Origin of the sequence: Fortiea sp. LEGE XX443 (genome assembly GCF_015206815.1) — a bacterium.
In the GTDB taxonomy this organism is placed as follows: domain Bacteria; phylum Cyanobacteriota; class Cyanobacteriia; order Cyanobacteriales; family Nostocaceae; genus Nostoc_B.
This window is the reverse complement of the sequence record NZ_JADEXZ010000013.1, coordinates 61,742-84,955: the sequence shown is the minus strand read 5'-3', so window position 1 is coordinate 84,955 and position 23,214 is coordinate 61,742. Positions and strand designations below refer to the sequence as shown.

23 protein-coding genes and 1 tRNA gene are annotated in these 23,214 nt (G+C 41.9%); 15 read left to right on the top strand and 9 right to left on the bottom strand.

Features of this window, described 5'->3' with window-relative positions; all coding sequences use genetic code 11:
- Window positions 1-132 precede the first annotated feature (132 nt).
- Window positions 133-2,022 carry an N-acetylmuramoyl-L-alanine amidase gene (locus tag IQ259_RS07895; protein WP_193883382.1) on the top strand — a complete coding sequence of 630 codons (1,890 nt, stop codon included), beginning with the start codon at window positions 133-135 and terminating at the stop codon, window positions 2,020-2,022.
- Window positions 2,023-2,171: 149 nt separating this feature from the next.
- Window positions 2,172-3,038 carry a glutamate racemase gene (gene murI, locus IQ259_RS07890; protein WP_193883354.1) on the top strand — a complete coding sequence of 289 codons (867 nt, stop codon included), beginning with the start codon at window positions 2,172-2,174 and terminating at the stop codon, window positions 3,036-3,038.
- Between the two features lie 67 nt (window positions 3,039-3,105).
- On the opposite strand, the gene IQ259_RS07885 is transcribed toward murI, so the two are convergent.
- Entirely contained in the window at window positions 3,106-3,318 is a 213-nt protein-coding gene (locus IQ259_RS07885; protein WP_193883352.1) for a hypothetical protein, read from the bottom strand.
- Window positions 3,319-4,416: 1,098 nt separating this feature from the next.
- On the opposite strand from IQ259_RS07885, the gene sds reads away from it, so the two are divergent.
- On the top strand, window positions 4,417-5,388 hold the full coding sequence (gene sds / locus IQ259_RS07880) for a solanesyl diphosphate synthase (RefSeq protein ID WP_193883350.1): 972 nt from the start codon (window positions 4,417-4,419) through the stop codon (window positions 5,386-5,388).
- A gap of 85 nt (window positions 5,389-5,473) precedes the next feature.
- Here the strand turns inward: sds and IQ259_RS07875 are convergent, their stop codons facing one another.
- The gene (locus IQ259_RS07875; RefSeq protein WP_193883348.1) at window positions 5,474-5,956 is read right to left on the bottom strand and encodes a hypothetical protein; all 483 of its coding nucleotides are present in this window, start codon (window positions 5,954-5,956) and stop codon (window positions 5,474-5,476) included.
- A gap of 206 nt (window positions 5,957-6,162) precedes the next feature.
- On the opposite strand from IQ259_RS07875, the gene hetZ reads away from it, so the two are divergent.
- The 5 genes from hetZ (at window position 6,163) to gmk (ending at window position 12,201) form a co-directional block, all read left to right on the top strand.
- A complete protein-coding gene (gene hetZ, locus IQ259_RS07870) occupies window positions 6,163-7,368 on the top strand; it encodes a heterocyst differentiation protein HetZ (RefSeq protein WP_193883346.1) in 1,206 nt (401 codons plus the stop codon).
- Complete coding sequence (locus tag IQ259_RS07865; RefSeq protein WP_193883338.1) at window positions 7,361-8,341, top strand: PatU; 981 nt, start codon at window positions 7,361-7,363, stop codon at window positions 8,339-8,341. Before hetZ ends, IQ259_RS07865 begins: the two co-directional genes overlap by 8 nt.
- A gap of 289 nt (window positions 8,342-8,630) precedes the next feature.
- Window positions 8,631-10,943: a DUF3488 and DUF4129 domain-containing transglutaminase family protein gene (locus tag IQ259_RS07860; RefSeq protein WP_193883336.1), complete on the top strand. Its 2,313-nt coding sequence runs from the start codon at window positions 8,631-8,633 to the stop codon at window positions 10,941-10,943.
- 224 nt (window positions 10,944-11,167) lie between these two features.
- Window positions 11,168-11,434, top strand: a complete 267-nt coding sequence (remA, locus tag IQ259_RS07855) for an extracellular matrix/biofilm regulator RemA (RefSeq protein ID WP_193883334.1) — start codon at window positions 11,168-11,170, stop codon at window positions 11,432-11,434.
- Window positions 11,435-11,601: 167 nt separating this feature from the next.
- Entirely contained in the window at window positions 11,602-12,201 is a 600-nt protein-coding gene (gene gmk, locus IQ259_RS07850; RefSeq protein ID WP_193883332.1) for a guanylate kinase, read from the top strand.
- Between the two features lie 224 nt (window positions 12,202-12,425).
- Here the strand turns inward: gmk and IQ259_RS07845 are convergent, their stop codons facing one another.
- The 3 genes from IQ259_RS07845 to IQ259_RS07835 are packed head-to-tail and all read right to left on the bottom strand — an operon-like array spanning window position 12,426 to window position 13,684.
- On the bottom strand, window positions 12,426-12,944 hold the full coding sequence (locus tag IQ259_RS07845; protein ID WP_193883330.1) for a photosystem I reaction center protein subunit XI: 519 nt from the start codon (window positions 12,942-12,944) through the stop codon (window positions 12,426-12,428).
- A gap of 56 nt (window positions 12,945-13,000) precedes the next feature.
- Entirely contained in the window at window positions 13,001-13,150 is a 150-nt protein-coding gene (gene psaJ / locus IQ259_RS07840) for a photosystem I reaction center subunit IX (RefSeq protein ID WP_193883328.1), read from the bottom strand.
- Window positions 13,151-13,189: 39 nt separating this feature from the next.
- Complete coding sequence (locus tag IQ259_RS07835; RefSeq protein WP_193883326.1) at window positions 13,190-13,684, bottom strand: Photosystem I reaction center subunit III; 495 nt, start codon at window positions 13,682-13,684, stop codon at window positions 13,190-13,192.
- A gap of 176 nt (window positions 13,685-13,860) precedes the next feature.
- Between IQ259_RS07835 and tsaD the strand changes: the two genes are divergently transcribed.
- Window positions 13,861-14,904, top strand: coding sequence for a tRNA (adenosine(37)-N6)-threonylcarbamoyltransferase complex transferase subunit TsaD (gene tsaD, locus IQ259_RS07830; protein WP_193883324.1), 1,044 nt, complete (start codon window positions 13,861-13,863; stop codon window positions 14,902-14,904).
- Between the two features lie 102 nt (window positions 14,905-15,006).
- Here tsaD and IQ259_RS07825 read toward each other — a convergent pair whose 3' ends face one another.
- Both IQ259_RS07825 and IQ259_RS07820 read right to left on the bottom strand, forming a co-directional pair.
- On the bottom strand, window positions 15,007-15,939 hold the full coding sequence (locus IQ259_RS07825; protein WP_193883322.1) for an alpha/beta fold hydrolase: 933 nt from the start codon (window positions 15,937-15,939) through the stop codon (window positions 15,007-15,009).
- A gap of 92 nt (window positions 15,940-16,031) precedes the next feature.
- On the bottom strand, window positions 16,032-16,751 hold the full coding sequence (locus IQ259_RS07820; RefSeq protein WP_193883320.1) for a hypothetical protein: 720 nt from the start codon (window positions 16,749-16,751) through the stop codon (window positions 16,032-16,034).
- Between the two features lie 352 nt (window positions 16,752-17,103).
- Between IQ259_RS07820 and IQ259_RS07815 the strand changes: the two genes are divergently transcribed.
- The 6 genes from IQ259_RS07815 (at window position 17,104) to IQ259_RS07790 (ending at window position 22,297) form a co-directional block, all read left to right on the top strand.
- On the top strand, window positions 17,104-17,652 hold the full coding sequence (locus IQ259_RS07815) for a GNAT family N-acetyltransferase (RefSeq protein ID WP_193883318.1): 549 nt from the start codon (window positions 17,104-17,106) through the stop codon (window positions 17,650-17,652).
- Between the two features lie 264 nt (window positions 17,653-17,916).
- Window positions 17,917-17,990 (top strand) — tRNA-Pro (locus IQ259_RS07810).
- Window positions 17,991-18,652: 662 nt separating this feature from the next.
- The gene (locus IQ259_RS07805; RefSeq protein WP_193883316.1) at window positions 18,653-19,462 is read left to right on the top strand and encodes a Tic22 family protein; all 810 of its coding nucleotides are present in this window, start codon (window positions 18,653-18,655) and stop codon (window positions 19,460-19,462) included.
- 85 nt (window positions 19,463-19,547) lie between these two features.
- A complete protein-coding gene (gene prmC, locus IQ259_RS07800) occupies window positions 19,548-20,465 on the top strand; it encodes a peptide chain release factor N(5)-glutamine methyltransferase (RefSeq protein ID WP_193883314.1) in 918 nt (305 codons plus the stop codon).
- A gap of 235 nt (window positions 20,466-20,700) precedes the next feature.
- Window positions 20,701-21,288 carry an L-threonylcarbamoyladenylate synthase gene (locus IQ259_RS07795; protein ID WP_193883312.1) on the top strand — a complete coding sequence of 196 codons (588 nt, stop codon included), beginning with the start codon at window positions 20,701-20,703 and terminating at the stop codon, window positions 21,286-21,288.
- 64 nt (window positions 21,289-21,352) lie between these two features.
- Window positions 21,353-22,297 carry a sensor histidine kinase KdpD gene (locus tag IQ259_RS07790; RefSeq protein WP_193883310.1) on the top strand — a complete coding sequence of 315 codons (945 nt, stop codon included), beginning with the start codon at window positions 21,353-21,355 and terminating at the stop codon, window positions 22,295-22,297.
- Here IQ259_RS07790 and IQ259_RS07785 read toward each other — a convergent pair.
- Both IQ259_RS07785 and IQ259_RS07780 read right to left on the bottom strand, forming a co-directional pair.
- Complete coding sequence (locus IQ259_RS07785; RefSeq protein WP_193883308.1) at window positions 22,248-22,709, bottom strand: GNAT family N-acetyltransferase; 462 nt, start codon at window positions 22,707-22,709, stop codon at window positions 22,248-22,250. The two genes, IQ259_RS07790 and IQ259_RS07785, sit on opposite strands and share 50 nt — an antisense overlap.
- A 96-nt stretch (window positions 22,710-22,805) precedes the next feature.
- Window positions 22,806-23,198 carry a hypothetical protein gene (locus IQ259_RS07780; protein ID WP_193883307.1) on the bottom strand — a complete coding sequence of 131 codons (393 nt, stop codon included), beginning with the start codon at window positions 23,196-23,198 and terminating at the stop codon, window positions 22,806-22,808.
- Between the last annotated feature and the right edge of the window lie 16 nt (window positions 23,199-23,214).

Sequence of the window (23,214 nt, the reverse complement as noted above, 5' to 3'; positions counted from 1 at the left end):
AGACTAACTATAATGTGGCGGTGATGGTGTGAGGGTTTACTAAGAAAAAGGCTAAAAGCTAAAGGATGAAATGGAATACTCCAATCTTCATCTTGTGCTTACTTCTATGAATGCAAATTAGGAGAAATGACTGTGAAACTACACTGGTTACTAACCGGTACTATTGGAACGATCTTCTTATTATCGTCGCCAGCTTTGGCAGCGAAATTGGAGTCTTGGCAATTTGATGCCCAGCAAAACCGTCTGGAATTTAATACTTTTGGGAGTGTTCAACCCAAAGCACAGCTTATATTTAACCCAACACGCCTGGTGATTGATTTACCAGATACAACCTTTGGACGGCCACAATTAACACAATCAGTGGGTGGCGCAGTTCGCTCAATTCGTGTGGGGCAATTTGAACCTCAAACCGCCCGCATTGTAGTAGAGTTAGCGCCGGGTTATACTATTGACCCCCAAGAAGTGAAATTTGTTGCCAGTACTGGCAGTCGTTGGCTCGTACAATTACCAACACCAACATTAGCATCCATAGGTTCTTCAGCAGATATTTCCATACAGCCAGAACCTATCTCTCCGCAACCAACATCTAATACTGAGTTTTCATCGAGAAATATTTACTCTGTAGTTAAAACAGACTCAGTAACATCAACTAATCCTAGACCACTAGGAAACACTCTCGCCGCAGTCACTCAACTTGAAAGTTTCCGAGTTACTGGTGATGGTTTTTTTGTCCGTACCAACGGTGGTAATCCTCAGATTCAAGTAAATCGCAGTTCAGATAAACGAGCAGTTAATATTGATATTACTGGTGCGTCCTTATCATCAAGTTTGGCGCAACAAGATTTATCCGTTAATCGCTATGGTGTCAGTCGGATTCAATTTTACCAGTTACAAACAAGACAACCAACAGTCCGCATGACGTTGTATGTTGATAAAAATAGTCCAGACTGGCGGGCAAGTACTAGTAGTATTGGTGGGTTCGTAATTATACCTAGTCGTGTTGTTAAATTGCCGGGTGATAGTGATTCTAGTCTGATTTCACAGGCGACTGATTCACCAGCAATAATTCAATCTGTGGAATTAGCTGATAATGGTACTCAACTTTTAATCCGTTCTGATAAACCTGTATCTGCTAAGGGTGGTTGGGATAGATCCTCTGGTTTGTTTCGCGTTACCATCGCCAATGCAAAGTTAGCCCCTAGAGTTACCGGGCCAGCGTTTAATGCCAATAGTCCCATTCTGCGGGTACGTCTTCAGCCCCAGGAAGATTCGGTAGATGTTTTGGTTCAACCAGCTTCTGGAATCCAAATTGGGGAACTCAACCAAATTAGTAATCAGTTGTTAACTTTACAATTACAACGCAATCGGGCGATTACACCACCAGTTGCTTTACCTCCTCTACCCTCAACTAGAGATCAATTACCAGAACTCAATATAAATGTTCCCCAAACGATACCACCAGAAACACGTCCAGTCCCCAGAGGAAAACTGCTAGTTGTTATTGACCCTGGACATGGTGGTAAAGATTCTGGCGCGCCAGGTTTGGGTAGACTATTAGAAAAGGATGTAGTTTTACCGATTGGTAAACGGGTAGCTGCTATTTTAGAGCAAAATGGTGTACAAGCAGTTCTTACACGAGATGCTGACTTTTTTGTTGAGCTTCAGGGACGGGTAGATATTGCAGAGCGTGTAAATGCAACTTTATTTGTTAGTATTCATGCTAATTCAGTAGGTAATCGCCCTGATGTGAATGGGTTAGAAGTATATTACTACGATAGTGGTTATGCTTTAGCTGAAGTGGTTCGCAAAACTATTCTTCAAGATATAGGCACTCTTAAAGACCGAGGCACACGCAAAGCGCGGTTCTATGTTCTGAGAAAAAGTTCTATGCCTTCAATTTTAGTAGAAACAGGTTATATGTCTGGTCGGGAAGATAATCCGCGGTTGGGTTCACCAGAATATCAAAATCGGATGGCAGATGCGATCGCTAGTGGTGTTCTCAAGTACTTACGTCAAAGGTAAGAATACAACTCATCTCAAAATATAGTAAAAATTTTTAATTAATGAGGTGGTATGTAAACTTCTTAAAAGCTAAGAATTTAGTAGTCAGTTCACAAATTGTCTGCTAAATTCTGTATTTTAAATGCCAAAACCTAAATCAATATCTGCCTGTGTATTCATCTTCCATTTTTGAAGGTCATCTTTACGATTTTTCTGATAAAGAACCTCAACGTGCGCCTATCGGCGTTTTTGACAGTGGTGTGGGTGGGCTGACGGTACTGCGACAAATCTACCGCCAACTACCAAATGAATCAATTATTTACTTTGGTGATACAGCAAGACTGCCTTACGGTATCCGTTCCCAAGGAGAAATTCTCCAATTTGTGCGCGAAATTCTCTGCTGGATGCAACAGCAGAAGGTAAAAATGGTGGTTATGGCTTGCAACACCAGTTCTGCCCTTGCCCTAGAAATTGTGCGTCAAGAATTTAGCATCCCGATTTTGGGCGTGATTCTCCCAGGCGCTAAAGCCGCGGTGCAGCAAGGAAAGCGTATTGGTGTCATTGCTACCCCAGCAACCGCTAAAAGTAATGCTTACAAGCAGGCGATTCTGGAAAATGATTCTGAGGTTCAAGTCTGGCAAGTTGGATGTCCAGAATTTGTCCCACTAATTGAACAAAATCGCATTCACGACCCTTACACTACTGAGGTAGCACGTTCTTACCTAGAGCCTTTACTCCAGCAAGAAATTGATACTTTGGTCTACGGCTGTACTCATTATCCTCACCTTGCACCAGTGTTGCGATCGCTTCTTCCCGCTCATGTCAAATTAGTTGACCCAGCTATTCATGTCGCGGCCGCATGTGACCAAGACTTAGAGTTGCTAGGCTTAACTAACACTCACCCCCCATTACCAACTCGCTTTATTGTTAGCGGTTGTCCACAACAATTTGCTCAGTCCGCAGTCCAGTGGCTAGGACATACCCCAATGGTTGAGGTTGTGGATTTAAATAGTACAGTAGTTTCCCAATTTTTATAAACAAGATGAAGTATGAAGCCTTAAAAATAAATTTCACACTTCATACTTCACACTTCACACTTCATAATTATGTGACTATTGACTCTTGACTATTAACCACTTCAGTTATCTGTGATGTTACAGAAACTTCCTGTTGATGTTTCTCATTGTTTCCTGGCAGAAAATTCTGAGAAGCATATTTTTGACCACTGCGTTTTGCTAGTGCTAATAATAGATAAACTGTGAATAAATATCCAGCAGCTAAAATAAAAATCATCATAGGCATATTTGTGTAAATCATAGTTCTACCAGCTTTTTTTCCAGAAAAATATCAAATTCCATACATTGCGTAGAAACTCAACCATTCAACAAAATTTTTGATGGCTGTAGTTTGCTATGCTAAAGTTGCCGTAGAGATATCACACTCTCCGGTCAACAAAATAACTATTTAGTTGAAGCTATTTGCAGACAACACATACCACACCAGTTAAATTGCCAAACGGCATAATTAACTGCGCTCCTCAGCAGTTCACTTAGTCTGCATTATTGTTTTTCGTGCTTCTGTGGTAGGATATACCACGACTTACAACATACGCTGAAAGCCGAAAGCGAACTCCTGTAAGGGTAACGCCTAACTCCATCCCAAGAAGTTTATCTGCCGCTACAAAATCACAAGAAATAATTTTCTTGATTTTATTTTGCGGCTACTAGCTATTCTGGATTTACAACAATTTTGAGGTAAGTTCACCAAACAGTGCTTTACCTTTACGTTGTCAATACCTGAAAAATTTAAAATCCCTACATTTTAGCGTAGCACAACGAACCTGACTTTTAAGCTATCTTTGAGGCTAAATTTTGAATTTTCTAGAAGACTAAATTCAAAGCCAAAACAACTTTTTCTTTAATTAAAAATATTAATTGTGTCTAATTTGATCATAAATAAAAAAACGCAATATTCTACTGATGTACTTATTGTTACTTACAATGTGTACTGTTAAATATAAATTTATCATAAAAATCAAAGCTATTTCTCAAAAATAGTGCTTACTCAAGCATGAGACAACAAAATCTTATGTTTTTATACTTGTATATATACTGATAATACTTAAGAAAATATAAAATTATTAGTGAAGAAAGCACAAGCAACGCATGGTGACGAACCTCTAGATAAATTATTTGTAGAAATAATAAAAAAATTCTGCATCATTTTGAGTGAAGTAAGACCACTAAAACTGCCCATATACCTTAACTGAAGAGACATAGCCTCAACACTCAGTGGTGAGTTGGCAGCCTAAAGATAAGTATTCTCTCAGCAAAACTTTGCGCTGGCACAGGGTTATCTTAAAATGAGTATTAGGATATGTAAACTTTCGTAACCTAAGCCAGAGTCCGCCCATCCATGACCCCAGATAACTCCCTGTTTACCCCTGTGGAAGCAGACTTGCAACTACTAGCCGATAACCTCAAGCAGTTAGTTGGCAATCGCCATCCCATTCTTTTTGCAGCCGCCGAACATCTCTTCGGAGCTGGGGGAAAGCGCATCAGACCAGCGATCGTCCTGCTGATATCACGGGCGACCATCTTAAAAGACGACATCACCCAGCGTCACCGTCGCCTAGCAGAAATTACAGAAATGATTCACACGGCAAGCCTAGTGCATGACGATGTTGTAGATGAATCGCAAATGCGCCGTGGTGTGCCAACCGTTCATAGCTTGTTTGGGAACCGCATTGCGGTACTGGCAGGAGACTTTCTCTTTGCCCAATCATCTTGGTATCTGGCAAACTTAGACAACTTAGAAGTAGTCAAACTGCTTTCAGAAGTAATTATGGATCTGGCCACTGGAGAAATCCAACAAGGGATGAGTTGCTTTGATAGTAGCCTAGCAATTGAAGCTTACCTGGAAAAAAGCTATTACAAAGCCGCCTCATTAATCGCCAACAGCGCTAAAGCCGCAGGCTTACTTAGTGAAGTTTCTCCAGAAACAGCCCAGCATTTATATAGCTACGGGCGAAATCTTGGTTTAGCGTTTCAGGTTATGGATGACATTTTAGATTTCACCAGCACAACAGATACCTTAGGTAAACCAGCTGGTTCTGACCTGAAAAGTGGCAATCTGACTGCACCCGTTTTATTTGCCCTAGAGGAAAAACCATATTTAGAAGTCCTAATTAAACGCCAATTTGCCCAAGCAGGAGATTTAGAGCAAGCACTAGCATTGATTCAAGACAGTCAAGGAATACAGCAGGCGCGGGAACTAGCGGCTCATCATGCAAAGTTAGCTGCTGAAGATATTGCAGTTCTTGCTCCTTCAGAATCACGTCAAGCCTTAATCGACATCACTGACTACGTACTGAGTCGACTTTATTAAAAATTTTAGATGATAAATTTTTGATGTTGGAGTTTGGAGTTGGAAAATTGGATTGTATCCAAAAAATCCCAACTCCAAATTTATTTTAGGCAATGTCGGGTGGTATATTTCTTGGCTGTTTTTGTGGTTGCATCTGTTGTTTTAGCTGTTTTTGCATGATTTTTTCTAACTGAGAACGCGGCACTTCAAAAGCATGATCGAGTGTGCCTGGTGTTTCTAAAAAAACTATGCTATCTACGGGTGCTAACGCCAATAATTGGAACAAAATATGGGTGACAGCAATAGGTGTAGCCACCACTTGAGGGTCTCGCCCAGCAGATGAAATTAGGGAAACATCCTGTATGGTAGAAAAAGCGTAAATCACCTGCTTCTCCAATCCTGGATCTGCACGGTGGCTCAATGTAGTTAAGACCCAGCTTCCCTCCTTTTGGAGAATATAGTACTGGGAGTGGCGTAATTGTTGAGCGATCGCGCGAAAAGCAGGAGCAATTGCTGCAACAAGATGTGGTGAAATACCATCGCGGGGTGCATTGTCAATCAGCAATTGAATTTGTGTTTCTAAATCCATAATGACTTGTCAACGACTTTTGGGTAATGGCAATCACAGCAGGTCAAGGTGTGAACAATTCCATCGGAATTGGGAATAATAAAATCAGCCATATCCTCAATGTAGGACAGCCCTGCGTTTAGCTTATACGCAAAACACACAAAGCCAATACTCACCGTCGTACAGGTTATTTCTATGTATGTTAGGGTCTTTTAAACACCGAGACTATGAATTCAGCCGCAACCGCAACTATTCCAACCGCAACTTTTCTGGGAGAACATACTATCGGCGTGGAGGTGATATTTCAACTCCTGTACAAGGAGTTTAGGCAATCAACCAAAGCCTCAGAACAGAATTGCCATGATGTGGCAACACGCATTACCACTGAAGTATATCGGATTTGCAGCGAAAGTAAACGTATCCAAGCTTCTGGTGCCGTAGAGAACTCGGCAATGACCCTAGCCAGACATCGGCTGCAACAATGTCTTAGGTACTATCAGTTGGGTTCTAATCGGGGCAGAGTTGAGTTACACAGTACCCTGAGTGCCATTATTTATCGTTACATTAATCCTCCGCAGCGGCAATTGAGCTATCAAGGGCGGCTGACTATCATCGAAGATTTTCTACAAAGTTTTTATTTGGAAGCACTAAACGCTTTCCGGCGCGAAAATCAACTAGGTACTACCTATCGTCCCCAATCTCTCCTGGAATTAGCAGAGTACATGGCCTTTACCGAACGCTACGGTAAGCGGCGCATTCCTTTACCAGGTCGTCAGCAACAGCTGATTATCCTACGGGCGCAGACCTTCTCGCAACAGCAACCCCCAGAAACCAGCGTAGATATAGAACAAGCTTCTGAAGGTAGCTCCGGTGACGGCGATGGTTCTTGGGAAGAGCCAGCAGTACATCAGTTACGCTCAACAATGGCGACGCAACCCGAACCCGAACCCGAAGAAGATACTTTGCGTTCTGTTGTGATTACCGAATTGATGAGTTATTTGGAGCAAAAACAACAATCTGATTGCGCTGATTACTTCTCATTGCGTCTTCAGGATCTATCCACACAGGAAATAGAGACAATTTTAAATCTCACCCCTCGTCAGAGAGATTACTTACAACAGCGCTTCAAGTATCATTTAATTAGGTTTGCTTTGTTACATCGTTGGGAACTAGTACACGAATGGTTGGAAGCTTCTTTACAGACAAATTTGGGGCTAACTCCTCAGCAATGGGAAGCCTACACCTCCCAGCTAGACGATAAACAGCGGTCTTTATTAGACTTGAAACAACAAGGTCAACCTGACGAAAAAATTTCTAAAACTCTAGGGTTATCAATGGCACAACTGCAAAAACGCTGGTTTAAAATTCTAGAACAAGCTTGGGAAATTCGTAACTCATTAGTGTCCGGATCAGGTGCATCTACTCATGAATAGTGACTCAGAATCCTTACGAAACCATTTACTCACTTGGTTGTTGGCAAATGATGTCAACACTGATGAGCCTAACTTGGTCGAGTTTAAGGAAATTGACGGGGTTAATCACCCTCTCAAACCAGCCACCACCTTCGCCAGTGGTAAGCCAGAGTTGGGAGGGATACCCCAAACCTTTAAACTGGGAGACATTCCTACTGTGCAAGATCGTTTCCAAGCCGTACTCAAGCGTCGGTTACAAACCGAAATCGAAAACCAGCCACCTTTATTCCCTTGGGAAACACAATTAATGGAATACCCCGATCGCTTAGAAGAGCGATCGCTTACCTTAGTTCCGGCGTGGGGGTGGAAGGTACAACAATCTAAGTTAAATCTGCCGATTCCTCTACCAGAGGAAGTTTTTCGGGAGTTGCTAGAAAAGTGTCAAGTATTGCTGACATCTGCACTGCCTTTAGGCGCAAAATTAGTTCAGGTAGTAGAGAGCTTTTTCCCTCAAGAGTCTCAGGTGCTGAACGACATAGCCGGTTTGGTACTAAGAAGTCCTTATCGGTCTGTGGAAGTTCTCGATCAAAAGCTCAATATCGAAAGCGATTACCCAGATTTACAACCACGCCAACAAATGGCATTGTCTCTACTGGCTGCTAAACAACTGCTAGAAAATCTGAGTCTACCAGTCACGCCAAATAGTCCAGTAGTAGAAAGACAATGGCTGACAAGCGAGGGTATCTTGACTTTGAGGGTAGAATACCAAACTCGTGGTAAGCAAACACAATTGCATGTTCAAGGTAACTTACCCACAAAGGGAATTTTGACTTTGCGGGGAGAAGGTACCTTAGCAATGGCTCAGTCTTCCAGTTCGGGATGCTTGAGTGTAGAGCTATCATGCCAGGAACTTAACCCAACTTATACATTGGAAGTGGAATTTCCAGAAGTAGACCAACAGCCTTTGTTGTTCGTGATTAATCCCACAACATAGCCAAAGTCACCAAACCTGCCGTAATTCGGTTGAGCAATACTGAGCAATTAAGAAGATTATCGCGGTTTTGGAGCTTATCTTTTTTTTAACAAGCGATCATTAGGGCTTCTACGTTTTTTGATTTGAGACGATCATTAGGGCTAACGATATTTAAACTCCCAAAGGATGCCTTCAGGGAGTTACTGTTATCTGAACAAGATTTTTGGCAGGGTATGAGCTACAACTAGAGAAATAATTGGACTAACCAAGCATTTTGTTGACTGCATCTACACCATTTCTGATCCTTTAAATGTTTAACTTATCCAGGATTAATTGGTTTTCGCGTCTACCTATAGTTAATAATTGGCGACAAAATATCCAGATATCGCCTTTGACAGCAGTGGAAGATTCTCTTTCCTTGCGGGTGCTAGTACTGGCGTTGGTGATTATGGGGACTGTGGCAGTAGATATTGCTGCTGAGACAACATTTAGTTTTTGGGCAGTCCCCTTAAGTGTTGTTGGTGCTGTTTGGAGTTACCGCTATCGCCGAAATCCCAATGTGCCAATTAAATTCTGTATTGCCATTGGGATGTTAATTGGATTAGGTGCATTCTTTGGGCGGTTATTGGGAGAATTAAATGATACACGGCTGGCTTTAGCAGAGTTATTAATTCAACTTCAAATACTCCACAGTTTTGATATGCCCCGGCGTAAAGACTTGGGCTATTCAATAGTGATTGGGTTGATTTTATTGGGTGTGGCAGCAACGCTGAGTCAAACGTTAGCCTTTGCGCCTGTATTACTATTATTTTTAGCGATCGCCTTACCAACTTTAGTTTTAAATTACCGTTCCCAAATCGGTCTTGATAAGTCAAAAGTTAAAAGCCAAAAGGCAAAAGAAGTACCATTAAAATTAAATTTACCTTTTTATTTTTTACTCTTTAGTTTAATTGTGGGATTGGGATTAGGGATTTTTGCAGTTTTACCCCGATTCCCTGGCTATCAATTACGGACATTTCCTGTCAGTTCACCAATTGATGTTAAAGGTGGATTTACCGGAAGGAGCATTATTAACCCTGGTTATGTCCGCCAAGGTAATGCCGAAAATCAAGGCAATGGGACAGGAGAAAGCCAAACTGGGCAACCAGGCAAGCTGAATGATAGTTCTTATTACGGTTTTAATAGCCAAATAAACCAAAACCTGCGGGGAAATATGACACCCAAGGTAGTGATGCGGGTGCGATCGCAGGCAGAAGGATTTTGGCGTGTACTAGCATTTGACCGCTACACAGGTAAAGGTTGGGAGATTTCCCGTAACGAAGATGTTATCACCTTGAAGCGATCGCCTTGGTCTTATCAAATTTATCTGTCTCCTCCTGCTACCTCTGCTCAAACTAGAGAAGTAGTGCAAACCTACACAGTAGTAGCAGATTTGCCGAACTTGATTCCGGCGATGACCCATCCCAAGGAAATTTACTTTCCCACACCAGTTGTGGCTGTGGATAAAGAAGATGGACTGCGATCGCCTGTTGGTTTATCGGAAGACCTTACCTACACAGTTATTTCAGAAGTACCATACCGCGATCGGACTTTGCTAGGAAAAGCTACTACTAAATATCCGCAGCATATTCAAAAATACTATCTGCAAATCCCGCCAGAAATTGCGTCCAAAGTCCGAAAATTTACTGAAGAAATTCTGGCTAACTACAGTCGAGACAATGTATCTAGAGTTTCCAAAACTTTAGATTCACCATACGAGAAGGCGCTTTATCTGGCTCAGTACATAAAACAACGCTACTCTATTCCCGAAAATACCTTCGATTTTCCTTATTTGTCCGAAAAAGAAGACTTGGTTGAAGCTTTCTTGTTTAAGCATCAAGGTGGTTATCCAGACCACTTCTCAACAGTGCTAACCATGATGCTCCGTTCCATTGGCATTCCAGCGAGGTTGGTAGCGGGTTTTAGTTCTGGGGAGTTTAATCCCTTTACAGGAATGTATGTTGTTCGTAACACCGATGCTTATGCGATGACAGAAGTTTACTTCCCCAAATATGGCTGGTTTGCTTTTGATCCAATTCCCAATCATCCCTTAATTCCCCCATCCATCGAAGATTCCCAAACTTTTAGCGTTTTGCGCCAATTTTGGAATTGGGTGGCTGGGTGGCTACCGTCGCCTGTGACTGGGTTATTTAACAATGTATTCGGGACAATATTTACCTGGACAACAAGAGCGATCGCTTGGTTTTTTGCTTTATTTACCCAAGGTTGGTTGGGTATACTAACTGGCTTAACCTTAGGAACCACAATCGCTTTTTTTGCTTGGCTAGGTTGGGTACAGTGGCGCGAGTGGTTACAGCGTCGGTGGCTAAGTAAATTACCGCCGATGGAAAGACTTTATCAACAAATGCTGCAATGGACTGCGCTCAAAGGTTTAGGTAAGCATCCAGCACAAACACCCCTAGAGTATGCCAAAGTTTCATATCAACATCATGCGCCAGCCACCGCCCAAGTTATAGATGAAATCAGTCAAGCCTATGTTAGCTGGCGTTATGGCGGTCATACTCCCAACTTGCATCAACTACGACAAAAATGGCAGGAATTAAAAAAAGTCAATGGTCGTTAGTATTTCCCCTCTGCTTCTTTGGACTAGATTGCATTCTCATAGTTGTGCATGTGTCTTGGGGAATATTTTCAGTATATTTGTCAAATAAACAGCTAAAAAAAGCATTTGCTCTATAAAAACTAAAGCTGGCTAGATGTGATGCGTTGTAACTCCTATTTTTTAGGGATAACATGGGAATACATTCCTTACTGGATTCTCGTGCCACATTAAATGTCAGTTAATTTATGGAAATTCAATTAATAAACATCGGCTTCGGCAACATTGTTTCGGCTAACCGAGTAGTTGCGATTGTTAGTCCAGAATCTGCGCCAATTAAGCGGATCATCACCGATGCGCGGGACAGAGGTCAGCTGATTGATGCAACTTATGGTCGTCGGACAAGGGCTGTAATTATCACAGATTCCAGCCACGTAATCCTTTCAGCGATTCAACCAGAAACGGTAGCAAATCGTTTTGTGATTTCTCGTGATCATCATGCTGTAGATAATTAACTAGGCATAATTGACAAACGTCCATTCTATTTGCACCATATCGGCAGTACCATGTGAATTAGGCTGGCTTTCTGTCACCAGTGCTACAAATTCGTTAGTCGAGGTCGCCCTGGCAACGAACACAAACTCATAAATCATATTTATTGATTAATTCACAGGTTGAACGGATGATGCAAGTTTTACCTATCCAGACTAGTGCTACTACCAAAGAATGCTCGCCTACAGGCAAGTTAATTGTTTTAACCGGCCCCAGTGGAGTTGGCAAAGGTACCTTAATGCGATCGCTGTTGCAGCGTCATCCGCAACTTTATTATTCTGTATCCGTGACAACTCGTTCTCCTCGCCCTGGAGAAATAAATGGCAAAAATTATTACTTTATTAACCGTAGTAAGTTTGAACAACTGGTTGCTCAAGGTGAATTCTTAGAGTGGGCGGAATTTGCGGGGAATTATTACGGTACTCCGCGTGAAGCTGTGCTAAACCAAATTCAGTCTGGTAAGTTGGTAGTGCTGGAAATTGAGTTAGAAGGGGCAAGACAAATTCGCGCTTCCTTTCCTAATGCCCTGAGCATTTTTATTTTGCCGCCCTCCTTTGATGAATTAGAAAAACGGATACGTGGTCGTGGACAAGACGCTGAAGAAGCGATCGCTCGTCGCCTATGTCGTGCTAAAGCAGAAATTGAAGCTGCTGATGAATTTGATCTGCAAATCGTAAATGACGATTTTGAAACCGCTGTTGAGGCGATCGAAGCGGTTTTATTTGGATAATCAAACCCAAGCATTTTGCATATCTAATAATAAAGGACACATAGAAATATGTGTCCTTCCAATATTTTCGTAGCAAAAATACATTTGTTTTTATCTAGTACAGCTACATATTGGTAAATGATAATCAGTAATTAGAAAGTCATCATCTAAAGTTTCTTATTACAAAAAACCTTCCGACTCCCAACTTTGACTAATCACTAATTACCAATTACCAAGAAACCAAATTAACCCACTAAACCTTGAATGAATGCAATATTGCTAGTTAAGAAGTAAGCAACTACTGCACCACCAATGCCACCAATTAAGAAAGCACTGGCAAAATTATTCCAGCCTTCATTAGATAGAAAAGCATCTGGGGCTGAAGCTCCAGTTGGGCTATTCAGTGCTTTGGGAGGATTGCTATTAGCATATAAAGACAAAGCCCCTGTGAGTAAAATTACCAAGCCGATAGCTCCTAGTAAACCAGCTAAATTAGCATTCGGAGCATTACGCAGGGGTCCTAATTTAGCGAAGGGGCCAAATATCCAGTAGCCATGTGCCATACCAACTTCTAGCCCACGTCTGAAAGGAGTCAAACCAGGACGATAAGCTGGCAAGTTGTTAATGAACCACTGGATTGCCGGAGAAGAATTCACTGGAGTTTCGAGATTTCCCAGCTGAGGATCGCGTTCTGCGGGAAAAACTACTTCCCGGTTTCTCACATCGCTGGGCAGATTCTTAGAAGCATCTACTGCTTGCGCCATAATTTTATGTTCGCCTCTCAATTACACATGCAACAGTTTTAAATCCCATGCTCCGCTTATGGCATTGGGTGAAATAGTAGGTCTGGGAAAAAGCGGTTAAATTCAATCAAAATGCCTGCTGTAATTGTCAGCCAGATGGTCGCTGCCACTGGTGCTGTGGAAATAAATTTGATCAAATAGGATGATTGATCGCTTTTTTCAGCCATGTATTTAGTCTCCAAAATCAATAAATAAGTGAAGCTGAACTAACGTGGAGAAACAGGGATTTCTGAATCTTTAGCAGTTAATTCGCCAGAAAGGAATTCTTTGAGAGCTGCTGCAGGCCAAGCAAAACCGGAGGCCATGATGGGTAATGCTAGACCCAAATCGATTTGGATTTCTTTTTGTTCGGAGTCAGATTCTTTTCTAACTGCGATTAGGTAAGCACGTCCTACCCAACCAATCCAACCGGCTATATAGAGAAAGAGGATACTGGGAATCAAAAAGTCCCCAGCCCGATCCAGACGACCATCAACAATCAAGTGAGGGTAGCCTTCAGGGCCACAAAGTGCTTGAGAGTAACGCTCAAACCTCTTTTGACCTGATTGAGGATCAGCAGTGGTATTCCGGGCATTTTTGGCTAGTGCTTGAAATGCGGGGTTGTCTTGGCAGGGTGTCAGATTAGCCCCTAGAGCTTTAGCTGGCGGAGCAAAATTGAACCAAAGACAAATCGCTAAAATCAAAGCAAACAATCGTCGCATGGAGTTGTTTCCTTTTATTACAAAAGAAAAAGTTTTATGTACAAAACGAAGCGGCTTGTACATTCTTTATTTGGCTAACTAGCATGTCATCATACTCTTGCCTGGGAACCGAGTAAAGTTTAAGTAAATAAAAGTTAAAGCTTCTCAAACAAGTAGTTATTTTGCAGAACCCTGAGATGGTCAACGTTTTAGCAATCGAAACCAGTTGTGATGAAACTGCCGTCGCAATTGTTAACAATCGTCAAGTTTACAGTAGTGTTATCGCTTCCCAAATACCAATCCATCAGCAATATGGTGGAGTCGTGCCGGAAGTGGCATCTCGCCAGCATTTGGAAACAATCAACGAGGCGATCGCTCAAGCTCTGGAACAAGCCGGGTTAGACTGGTCAAAAATTGATGGCATCGCCGCCACATGCGCCCCTGGACTCGTGGGAGCGCTGTTGGTAGGATTAACTGCTGCCAAAACTTTAGCGATGGTACACAATAAACCATTTTTGGGAGTTCATCACCTCGAAGGCCACATTTACGCGACTTATTTGAGTGAGCCAACATTAGATCCCCCTTTTCTTAGCTTACTAGTTTCAGGCGGACATACAAGCTTGATTTACGTTAAAGACTGTGGTGTTTACGAAACCCTGGGTGAAACGCGGGATGATGCTGCGGGGGAAGCCTTTGACAAGGTAGCACGATTATTAAAACTAGGTTATCCGGGCGGGCCAATTATTGACAACCTGGCTCAACAGGGTGATCCCCAAGCCTTTATCTTGCCAGAAGGTAAAGTTTCTTTACCAGGTGGAGGGTTTCATCCCTATGATGGCAGTTTTAGCGGCTTAAAGACAGCCGTACTGCGGCTAGTACAGCAATTAGAGAAAGATGGTGGGAAAGTTCCGGTGGCAGACGTAGCGGCGAGTTTTCAGGAAACTGTAGCAAAAGCACTCACCAAACGAGCGATCGCCTGCGCTCTTGACTATGGTCTTAATACCATTGCCGTTGGTGGCGGGGTAGCAGCAAACAGCGGTTTGAGAAAGCACTTACGGGCATCTGCCAGCGAGCACAACCTACGTGTCCTGTTCCCGCCGTTGAAATATTGTACTGATAACGCCGCCATGATTGCGTGTGCTGCATCTCACCACTTATCTCGCGGCCACATCTCACCGTTAACGTTGGGTGTTGAGTCACGACTAGCTCTTACGCAGGTGATGAAGTTATATAGCAGGTGACAGGTTACATGTTACAGAGTTAAAAATCTTTTGGTATTTAAATATTGCTGTATCAAACTTTGATGGTTAATAGTCATTTGTCGTTTACTCCAAAACTATTGACTATTGACCATTGACTCTTGACTCTTGACTAATAACTATTGAACGAATATGACTAGCGACGGCATCTGGTTGTTCTAACATGGCCAAATGGCCACAATCAGGAATTTCAATCACATTGTCACCACAGTATTGGAAAAGCCGATGAAAGCTGGCTAAATGGCGAACATACTTGGGTTCCATTACCTTATCATCGGCACCAGTCAGAAAATAAACTGGCTGCTTCAATTGCGACACTAATTGAGGTAATCGGTTAACTTCCTCTTCAGTTGTTGATTCTAACAGCGTCCCTAAGGCAGCTTCTGGGTCAGCAACAACGAAATCTATCACCCGTTGACGCGCCCAATGACGGTCTAAAGGACGGGCTACACTTGCTCTAGTAAACAGCAAATCAATCAAAGGTAGCTGAGATAGCCAGCGCGGACGAACTTGTAAAAATCGCTGGCCGGCTGAACGAAATTGTTCAAAAGCTTCTTTGAGGTAAATACCACCACCTGCATTAATACAAATCACACCCTGAACACAGTCAGGCATTTGATCTGCTGCCCAAAGAGCGATCGTGCCGCCCAAAGAGTGTCCAATCAGCCATGCACTGGTAATATTTAGCTGTTGTAACAGAGCTGCTAAGTCTTGAGCATAAGCAGTTGGTGTATACAGAAAATCAAATGATGAGTCAGATGTATCAAGAAAGTGGGCTGTCATAGCAACAGTACTTTGTAGCTGATTGACATCAATTTCCGGTTGGCACTGTGACTCACCAAAACCTCGCAAATCATAAGATAAACATTGTAAATCTGCTGACAGACGGGAAATCACAGGCTGCCAGTACCCACGGCTGTTTAGCCAACCGTGGATGAACACCAAAGCATGAGGGCAGGATGTGGGAGCCGTTAACTCGTAAGCGTGTGGAACGCCCAAGATTTCTATGGTTGCCATACTTATATCGTACCCTTAAGGATGGGTACGACTAAATACAGAATGTAAAAGGCTGAAGTATGAAGTGTGAAACATATAAGTTCAGCCTTTGATTACTTACCTAACAACCTCTGTCGGACTCCTTCAGCAATTTTGTGTCCTAAATATTCAGGAATCAGGCTTTCATTCGGCCCCAACAAATAGAGAATCAACCGCGTGCGTCCCCGCCACACTAACAAATTCGCATTGACCACTAGCAGGTCTTCTTGCCAGATGGCGTACATCACTTTGTAAAATAATCCTGGTTGGTTATCTGCCTCAATCACCAGAGCAGGCAGATGAAATACAGGATCTACATAGAACTCAGTTTGTACTTGTTCTAAGCCAGCATCTAAATTAAATTCCACGGCTAACATTTCTTCAACCTCAAACCGCCCTCCCAAAGCTTCCCGTATGGCGCGACAAACATTTTCTGAGGTTTTTTCTGTCAAAGCTTTGCTACCACGAGATACCAAAAGTTTAATGAAAACTAGCATTGGAGGTCGAATTTGACCATAAAGACTAAGACCGTGGATAGTCAAACCGTAAGCTGCCAATACACCAAAAATATCACTGAGGAGAAATGACTGGTTGCGGTAGGCAAAGTGCAGGGCGCTTTTGCTACCTTCCGGCTTCAACTCGATAACGGCGCGTCTGGTTTTATAGAGACGGTAAGCTAACCGGAGATTTTGCAGTTGAATCTCACTACTGACAAATTGCTCATAAAACTGGGGAAACGCTCGATTAAAGCGCTTTAGGAGTTCCAGTGTCGAAGATTTTAAACCAGAAGCCATTGTTGGGGTAAGACTCGCTTGCTTTTGTCACCTGGGTGCTGAAGACTGGGGACTGGGTACTAGTAAACATTATTCCCAATACCCAATAATTAACACCCAATCCCCATATATACAATTGACTCTCAAAACTTTGCCTTTTGGGGAATTTCTCCTAGGCTTTACAACAAAATGCTAAAGTTGAAAATGATTGGTAAGAAACACGCTATGAAAGGCTGTTACCATTGCCTATCCCGAAAACACCCAAAAAAATTCTAGTGTGGAGGATATGATATGGTACTGGCTCAATCAAACGTGAATCATCACTCAAAGTGAGTGGTAGCCAATTCAGTTATACTACCCGAACCACGTTGGCATGGGTTTTTGGAAAACTTGGTTTAGTACTCCTGAATCTTTAGCGACAAATAAAACAACCTCTTTTGAAGAGCATACAGGGGAAATTAGAAGCGGCTCTGGTGTTAATGGCGATGCTGCGGCGCGTAACGCGGAACGTATCGTTTTCAGCACAGAGCGGGATATTGACCTGTATGAATTAGAAGAACTGTGTGATGCAGTTGGTTGGTCGCGCCGTCCCTTGAGAAAAGTTAAAAAAGCTATTGAGCATAGTTTCCTCGTTGCCTCAATGTGGCAAGTGCGAGGAAACCAAAGGCGGCTCATTGGTTTTGCCCGCGCTACCTCAGATCACGCATTTAATGCCACGATTTGGGATGTAGTCGTTCATCCAGACTTTCAAGGTAAAGGACTGGGTAAAGCCTTAATGAAGTACGTACTCAGAAAACTCAGAAGCGAAGAAATCAGTAATGTAACTCTCTTTGCTGATCCTCATGTTGTTGATTTCTATCGGACTATGGGTTTTATGTCAGATCCTGAAGGTATTAAAGGAATGTTTTGGTATCCTCACTAAAAAATATTGTGATCAAAACAACCACAGTAACCCTGAGCCTTGTTAATTGGAACAGCTAAGTTGGTATTTAAGCGAAATTTTGTTTTGGGAGACGATAAACATAGAAGTGGTTGGCAAATATATGTTAAGTTTGGTATACTAGAATTGGTGGTGTGGTAAGATTGACATCTTGGCAAAACCAAGTAAAGTATAACTGTCAAAGCTTTTAGGTTTATATTCTGTATAGGCCAAAAAAGAAAATCAGCAAAACTTAATCAGAATATCCGGGATGTAGCGCAGCTTGGTAGCGCGCCTGCTTTGGGAGCAGGATGCCGCAGGTTCAAATCCTGTCATCCCGATTTGATTTTTGTGTCTGTAAATCTCCTATTTGCTATTTCATAGATAGGAGTTTTTTTTATTTTTTCAAAGCTAAATCAGAATTTACTATACTTGATGCCCACTAAATAAGTAAGTTGCGTAGTAAATTTAACAATAAATGGAAAAATATACAGATAAAAGAATTTACCTTGTAATGCGCTCAAGATATTCCCTGAGAAAGGTTTGGGCATATTGTATTTAATCGCAGAACTAGCCGGAAGCCGAGCTAGGTATTGATTGATGCTGTGAATAGCTCAATAGCTAGATGGAACGATTTAATTTGCGATCGCGTCACCAGTTTTTGAGAAAGACAATAAAATGGCATTAATCGTCTCAACAGTCAGCAAAATTTTTCATTCGTTGAGATCTGAATGTAATAGGCATCTATAATTCTTGTGCAGGTGAAAGGCGAAGTGAAATTAAAAAATCAAGTTGCAGCACAATCCACTGCGACGAAAATATCATAGGAGTTCTCAAGAATTTAGAAATATTCCGTTTTGCGAGTTGATTGTCACCATTTAACAGCCATAATGGCTTTTTCACATCTTGAATGGATTGCTATATAACTAAAACAAGTTAGTGCTGTGCAAATCCAACCAATTAGTCTGACTTAATAAAAAAACCATTGACGCTAGGAGTAGTTATGAAAGCATTAGTTCGCTGGGGCGCAACATTGGGTATAGCTGGTAGTGTAATCTTTGGAGGAATATCGGAGATTGGGACTTTGCAGGCAGTAGCATTGCCACAAAATGAAATAGTGAAAAAGCTACAGTCAGTACCTGTATTTACACTTATTAACCCTAAAGGCGAATTTTTAGTTATCTCAAGAAACAACGAATCTAAGGCTATTTCACAAGTCGGTTTTTTTATCAGCAAGCAAGATGCTCAGAAATTTTTGGATGTTCGGATCAAGAAAGAAAACCCCCAATTAGCAAGCACGTTCCAGGTAACACCTCTGTCATTAGCAAATTACTATCAGATAGTTCAAGAAGCTAAAAAGAAAAAAGATTCTACAATTTATACTTTAGTGCCAACGCAACAACAGTTAGAATCAGCAAAAACACTTCTGAATCAAAATGGTCAAAAAGTCCAGCAATTTAACGGTATTCCCTTGTTTATACCGAAATTGAAGAAAGGTTATTTGACCATTCCTGTTCCCCAAAGCAAAGAGCGGTATGTTCCTTTATATTTCGAGAAAGAACAAGCCACAGCTTTGTTAGACGAGTTTAAAAAAGCTGTGCCACAAGAAGCTAAGGATGCGGGAATCGAAGTAGCAGATCTATATAGTGTTATTGATACACTCAATAGCAGTAACGATCCAAATATGAGTAAATTTGTTCTATGGCCATCACGGGAGTCTATAGAATTTCTCAGCTCACTCTCGCCTAAATCAACCACGCCTAATCAACCACCAGCTAATAGACCTTCTAGGACACCTGCTCCTAAAAAATAATGAATTTATGACTTACGTACTTTAAATCCGAACTCTACTAAATGGTGGTAGTCATTCCCAGTCTGCAAAGTCAAAACGTTAAAGCATGGTAGAGCAAAGGCCAAGGGTAGTTTCGGGTATAGAACTTTGGCGGTGGCGCAACCAAGCAATGCAAGCTGCGATCGCCAATGATATTTCACCATACGAAGTTGATTGGTTGCTACAAGAAATCGCTGGTTTAGACCGTTTAGCATTATGTTTAGAGTCTTTCAAAGACTTGTCTGGAATACCAATGGCAATGTCTTTGATAGATTTAGAGGAGCTTTGGCAGAGAAGACTGCGCGATCGCTTACCAGCGCAGTATATTGCTGGAATCACCCCTTGGCGACAATTTAAACTCATGGTGTCGAGTGCGGTTTTGATTCCTCGACCAGAGACAGAGTGCTTAATTGATTTAGCTGTAGCAGCCATTTCTCAGAGTGAGGCCATACCCCCTTTAGACCAAGGACACTGGGTAGACTTGGGAACTGGTAGTGGTGCGATCGCTATTGGACTTGCGGATGCGTTGCCAAAAGCCACAATTCATGCTGTTGATTACAGTACCGCAGCCCTAGAAATTGCCCAAGCCAACGCCCAAAATTTGGGATTTGCCGAACGGATTCACTTTGCTCAAGGTTCGTGGTGGGAACCATTAACATCTCTGAAAGGCCAATTTAGTGCTATGGTTTCCAATCCGCCATATATCCCTACTGAAACTGTGGCTACCCTAGAACCAGAAGTGATGAAACATGAGCCACATTTGGCCTTGGATGGTGGTGCTGATGGCTTAGATGATATTCGCCATTTAATTGAAGTCTCCTCCAGCTATTTGCGCCCTGGTGGTGTGTGGTTGATTGAGATGATGTTAGGGCAAGCCGATACAGTGCGAGAACTTTTGCAAAATCAAGGTAGCTATTGCAATATTCAAATCCACTCTGATTTAGAGGGAATTGAACGTTTTGCCCTAGCTTATGTGAATCCCTAAATTTTAGTCCGCGCAGGCGGACTTAGTTTGTGTAGCCGCGAATTATATTTGCCAGGACTATTTACCGGAGTTATAGCAGTAGCCAAGGCAGTTAGGACATTGGCCAATGATAAAACTCATGCACTAAAAGACTTTTAACCCTGTCACCTGTCACCTGTTCCCTGTCACCTGCTATATGAGTGAAAATACAAAAAATTACACATTTTTCATTCATAACTCCTAATATTTCGTAAACATGGCTCAAGTTAATTTAGAAGACCTGATAGCTGGCGCACAAGCTGGTTGCCTAGTGAGTTTTCCCACAGATACTGTGCCGGCGCTGGCAACTTTACCAGAAAAAGCCGCTTTAATTTTTGCTGCCAAGCACCGTAGTCAGGACAAACCTTTGATTTTGATGGCTGCTAGTGCTGAGGATTTATGGCCTTACGTCAAAGGTAGCGAGGATGAGTATGAACTTTGGCAACAAGTAGTGAATAAATATTGGCCGGGAGCGCTAACGTTAGTATTGCCAGCCAGCGATCGCTTACCTAAACATGTCAACCCGACTGATCCAAAGACGATAGGTATTCGAGTACCTGATAATGCGATCGCTCGTGCTATTTTGGCGAAAACTGGCCCTTTAGCAACAACAAGTGCCAATTTTTCTGGTCAGCCGCCTTTAAAAACAATGGCAGAAATTACGGTGCAATTTCCTGATGCTTTAACCTTGGCAACTACAGAATTTTTTGGCGAAATGTCAGAGGTTGGTGTACCTTCCACTGTTGCCAAGTGGACTGGGACAGACTGGCAAATTTTGCGCCAAGGGAAAATTACGCTAGATTAATGAAAAAATCCGTAATCAATTTTTTACCATTGTGGTCAATTAAAAAGTTAATAATTGCCAAAATATGAATTGGAGCAACTGGGTATATCTCGGAGCCGGAATAGTATTAGGAATGGGTTTTCGCTGGTTATTTGCAAAGTCGGTAAACACCATCTCTAACTCATCACCAATAGTATCAGAAGAGCAACAAACTGTGCCAAAACTGCTGCAAGATATCAAACAAACGCAGCTGGCATACCAAATGGCACAGGAAATGAGCCAGTTTAAAGCGGGTTTTTTGGCACGGACTACCCATGAATTGCGATCGCCACTCAATAGTGTGATTAGCTTGCATCAATTAATTTTATCAGACTTGTGTGAAAACCCGGAGGAAGAACGAGAATTTATTACCCAAGCTCACGAAAAAGCTTTGAAACTACTAAGTTTGATGGATGAAATTCTCAGCATTTCCAGAACTGAATACGGAACGAACAAATTAGATATTCAGCCTCGCTCCTTAAATACAGTGTTTCAGGAAGTTAAAGACTTAACTTATATGCTGGCGGCGAATCGTAATTTTCCATTGCAGGTGTCATCAATAAATCCCGAAATTTATGTATTGGCAGATCATCGCTGGCTACGCCAAGTGTTAGTAAATTTAATAGATACTACCATTACGCAAATGCAGGAAGGTAGTATCTGTGTTTCCGCTACTGTTTTACATACTACTAATACGGCTCATATTTACCTGGATATTCCTAGCCATGCGCTACCTAAAAGTGAACCGATTGATTTAATTAAAAATAATAATAAGCCTCCTCAAACTGAAAATGATCAGCTAAATCTTTCCCCAGGAATGAAATTATTACTCAATCAAACTCTGTTAAAATTCATGGGAGGAAAGCTAGAAATCCTGCCAAATTCAACAGCACAAGAATCAACTGAGCAACTAACTAGGGTACAAATTTCTCTCCCTTTAGCTATTCCTGAAACTGTAATTCCGCAACCGATAGGGAAACCAGTTGTTTAGATTGGTTATGTAGCACCATAGTTGTGGTGGTATTGGATGTGAAACCAATTTTCTTGTAGAATCCCTGTTGGTGAGTGGTCATCAAGTACACTCGCTCAACCCACTTCATGCGGGGATGGCTCAAAACAGTTTCGACTAACTTGCTTCCTAAGCCAGTACCTTGGTAGTCTGGGTGAATCACCACATCCCAGATTGTGGCGCGATAGATACCATCAGAAGTTGCTCTGGCAAAGCCAATGAGTTTTGTGTCATCCCACAGAGAAATCACTGGTTCGCTGTTGGTAACAGCAATGCCTAAATCCTCGATACTACGTCCTTCTGCCCAAAAAGCTGAAATATTAAATAACTCTTGGAGTTGGTAAAGGTCTATATCAGAATGGCGATCGCTAAACTTAATCTGAGTACAGTTCATGTGTAAAGTATTTTTGCTTTTATTTAGATTGTGCTAGAAATTTCCGCATACGTATACTTACATGCAACTATATGTAAACTTATTTATCTAACCCCTTTATTGACAAATTAACTTCCACAGGGGGTGAGTTGGCCCTTGCTGGCGGATTCGACAAACTTGTTTTTCTAAGCGTTCTTTTTCATCCTGTGGTAGCCCAATTAAAATATTCCGGCTTTGCCAAACTAAAACTGAAACAGTCATGGCGATACAAAAACTTAAACCTAAGGTAGACAGTGGATGATATATGAGTCCATATCGCACCGCTACCCAGGTAAAATATTGTTGCCACAAAGAAATTTCTGAACGTAAATCCCACAAACAAACAGGTGCAATGATCAGCCATAAAAAGGTCACAAATAACCATCTGCCATATACAGTCAGCTGATGTAGTTTCTGAACTTGTTGAGCAAAATCTGGGTCAGTTATTGATGGTTGTTCAGATTGATCCATAGCAGGAAAAGGTCAT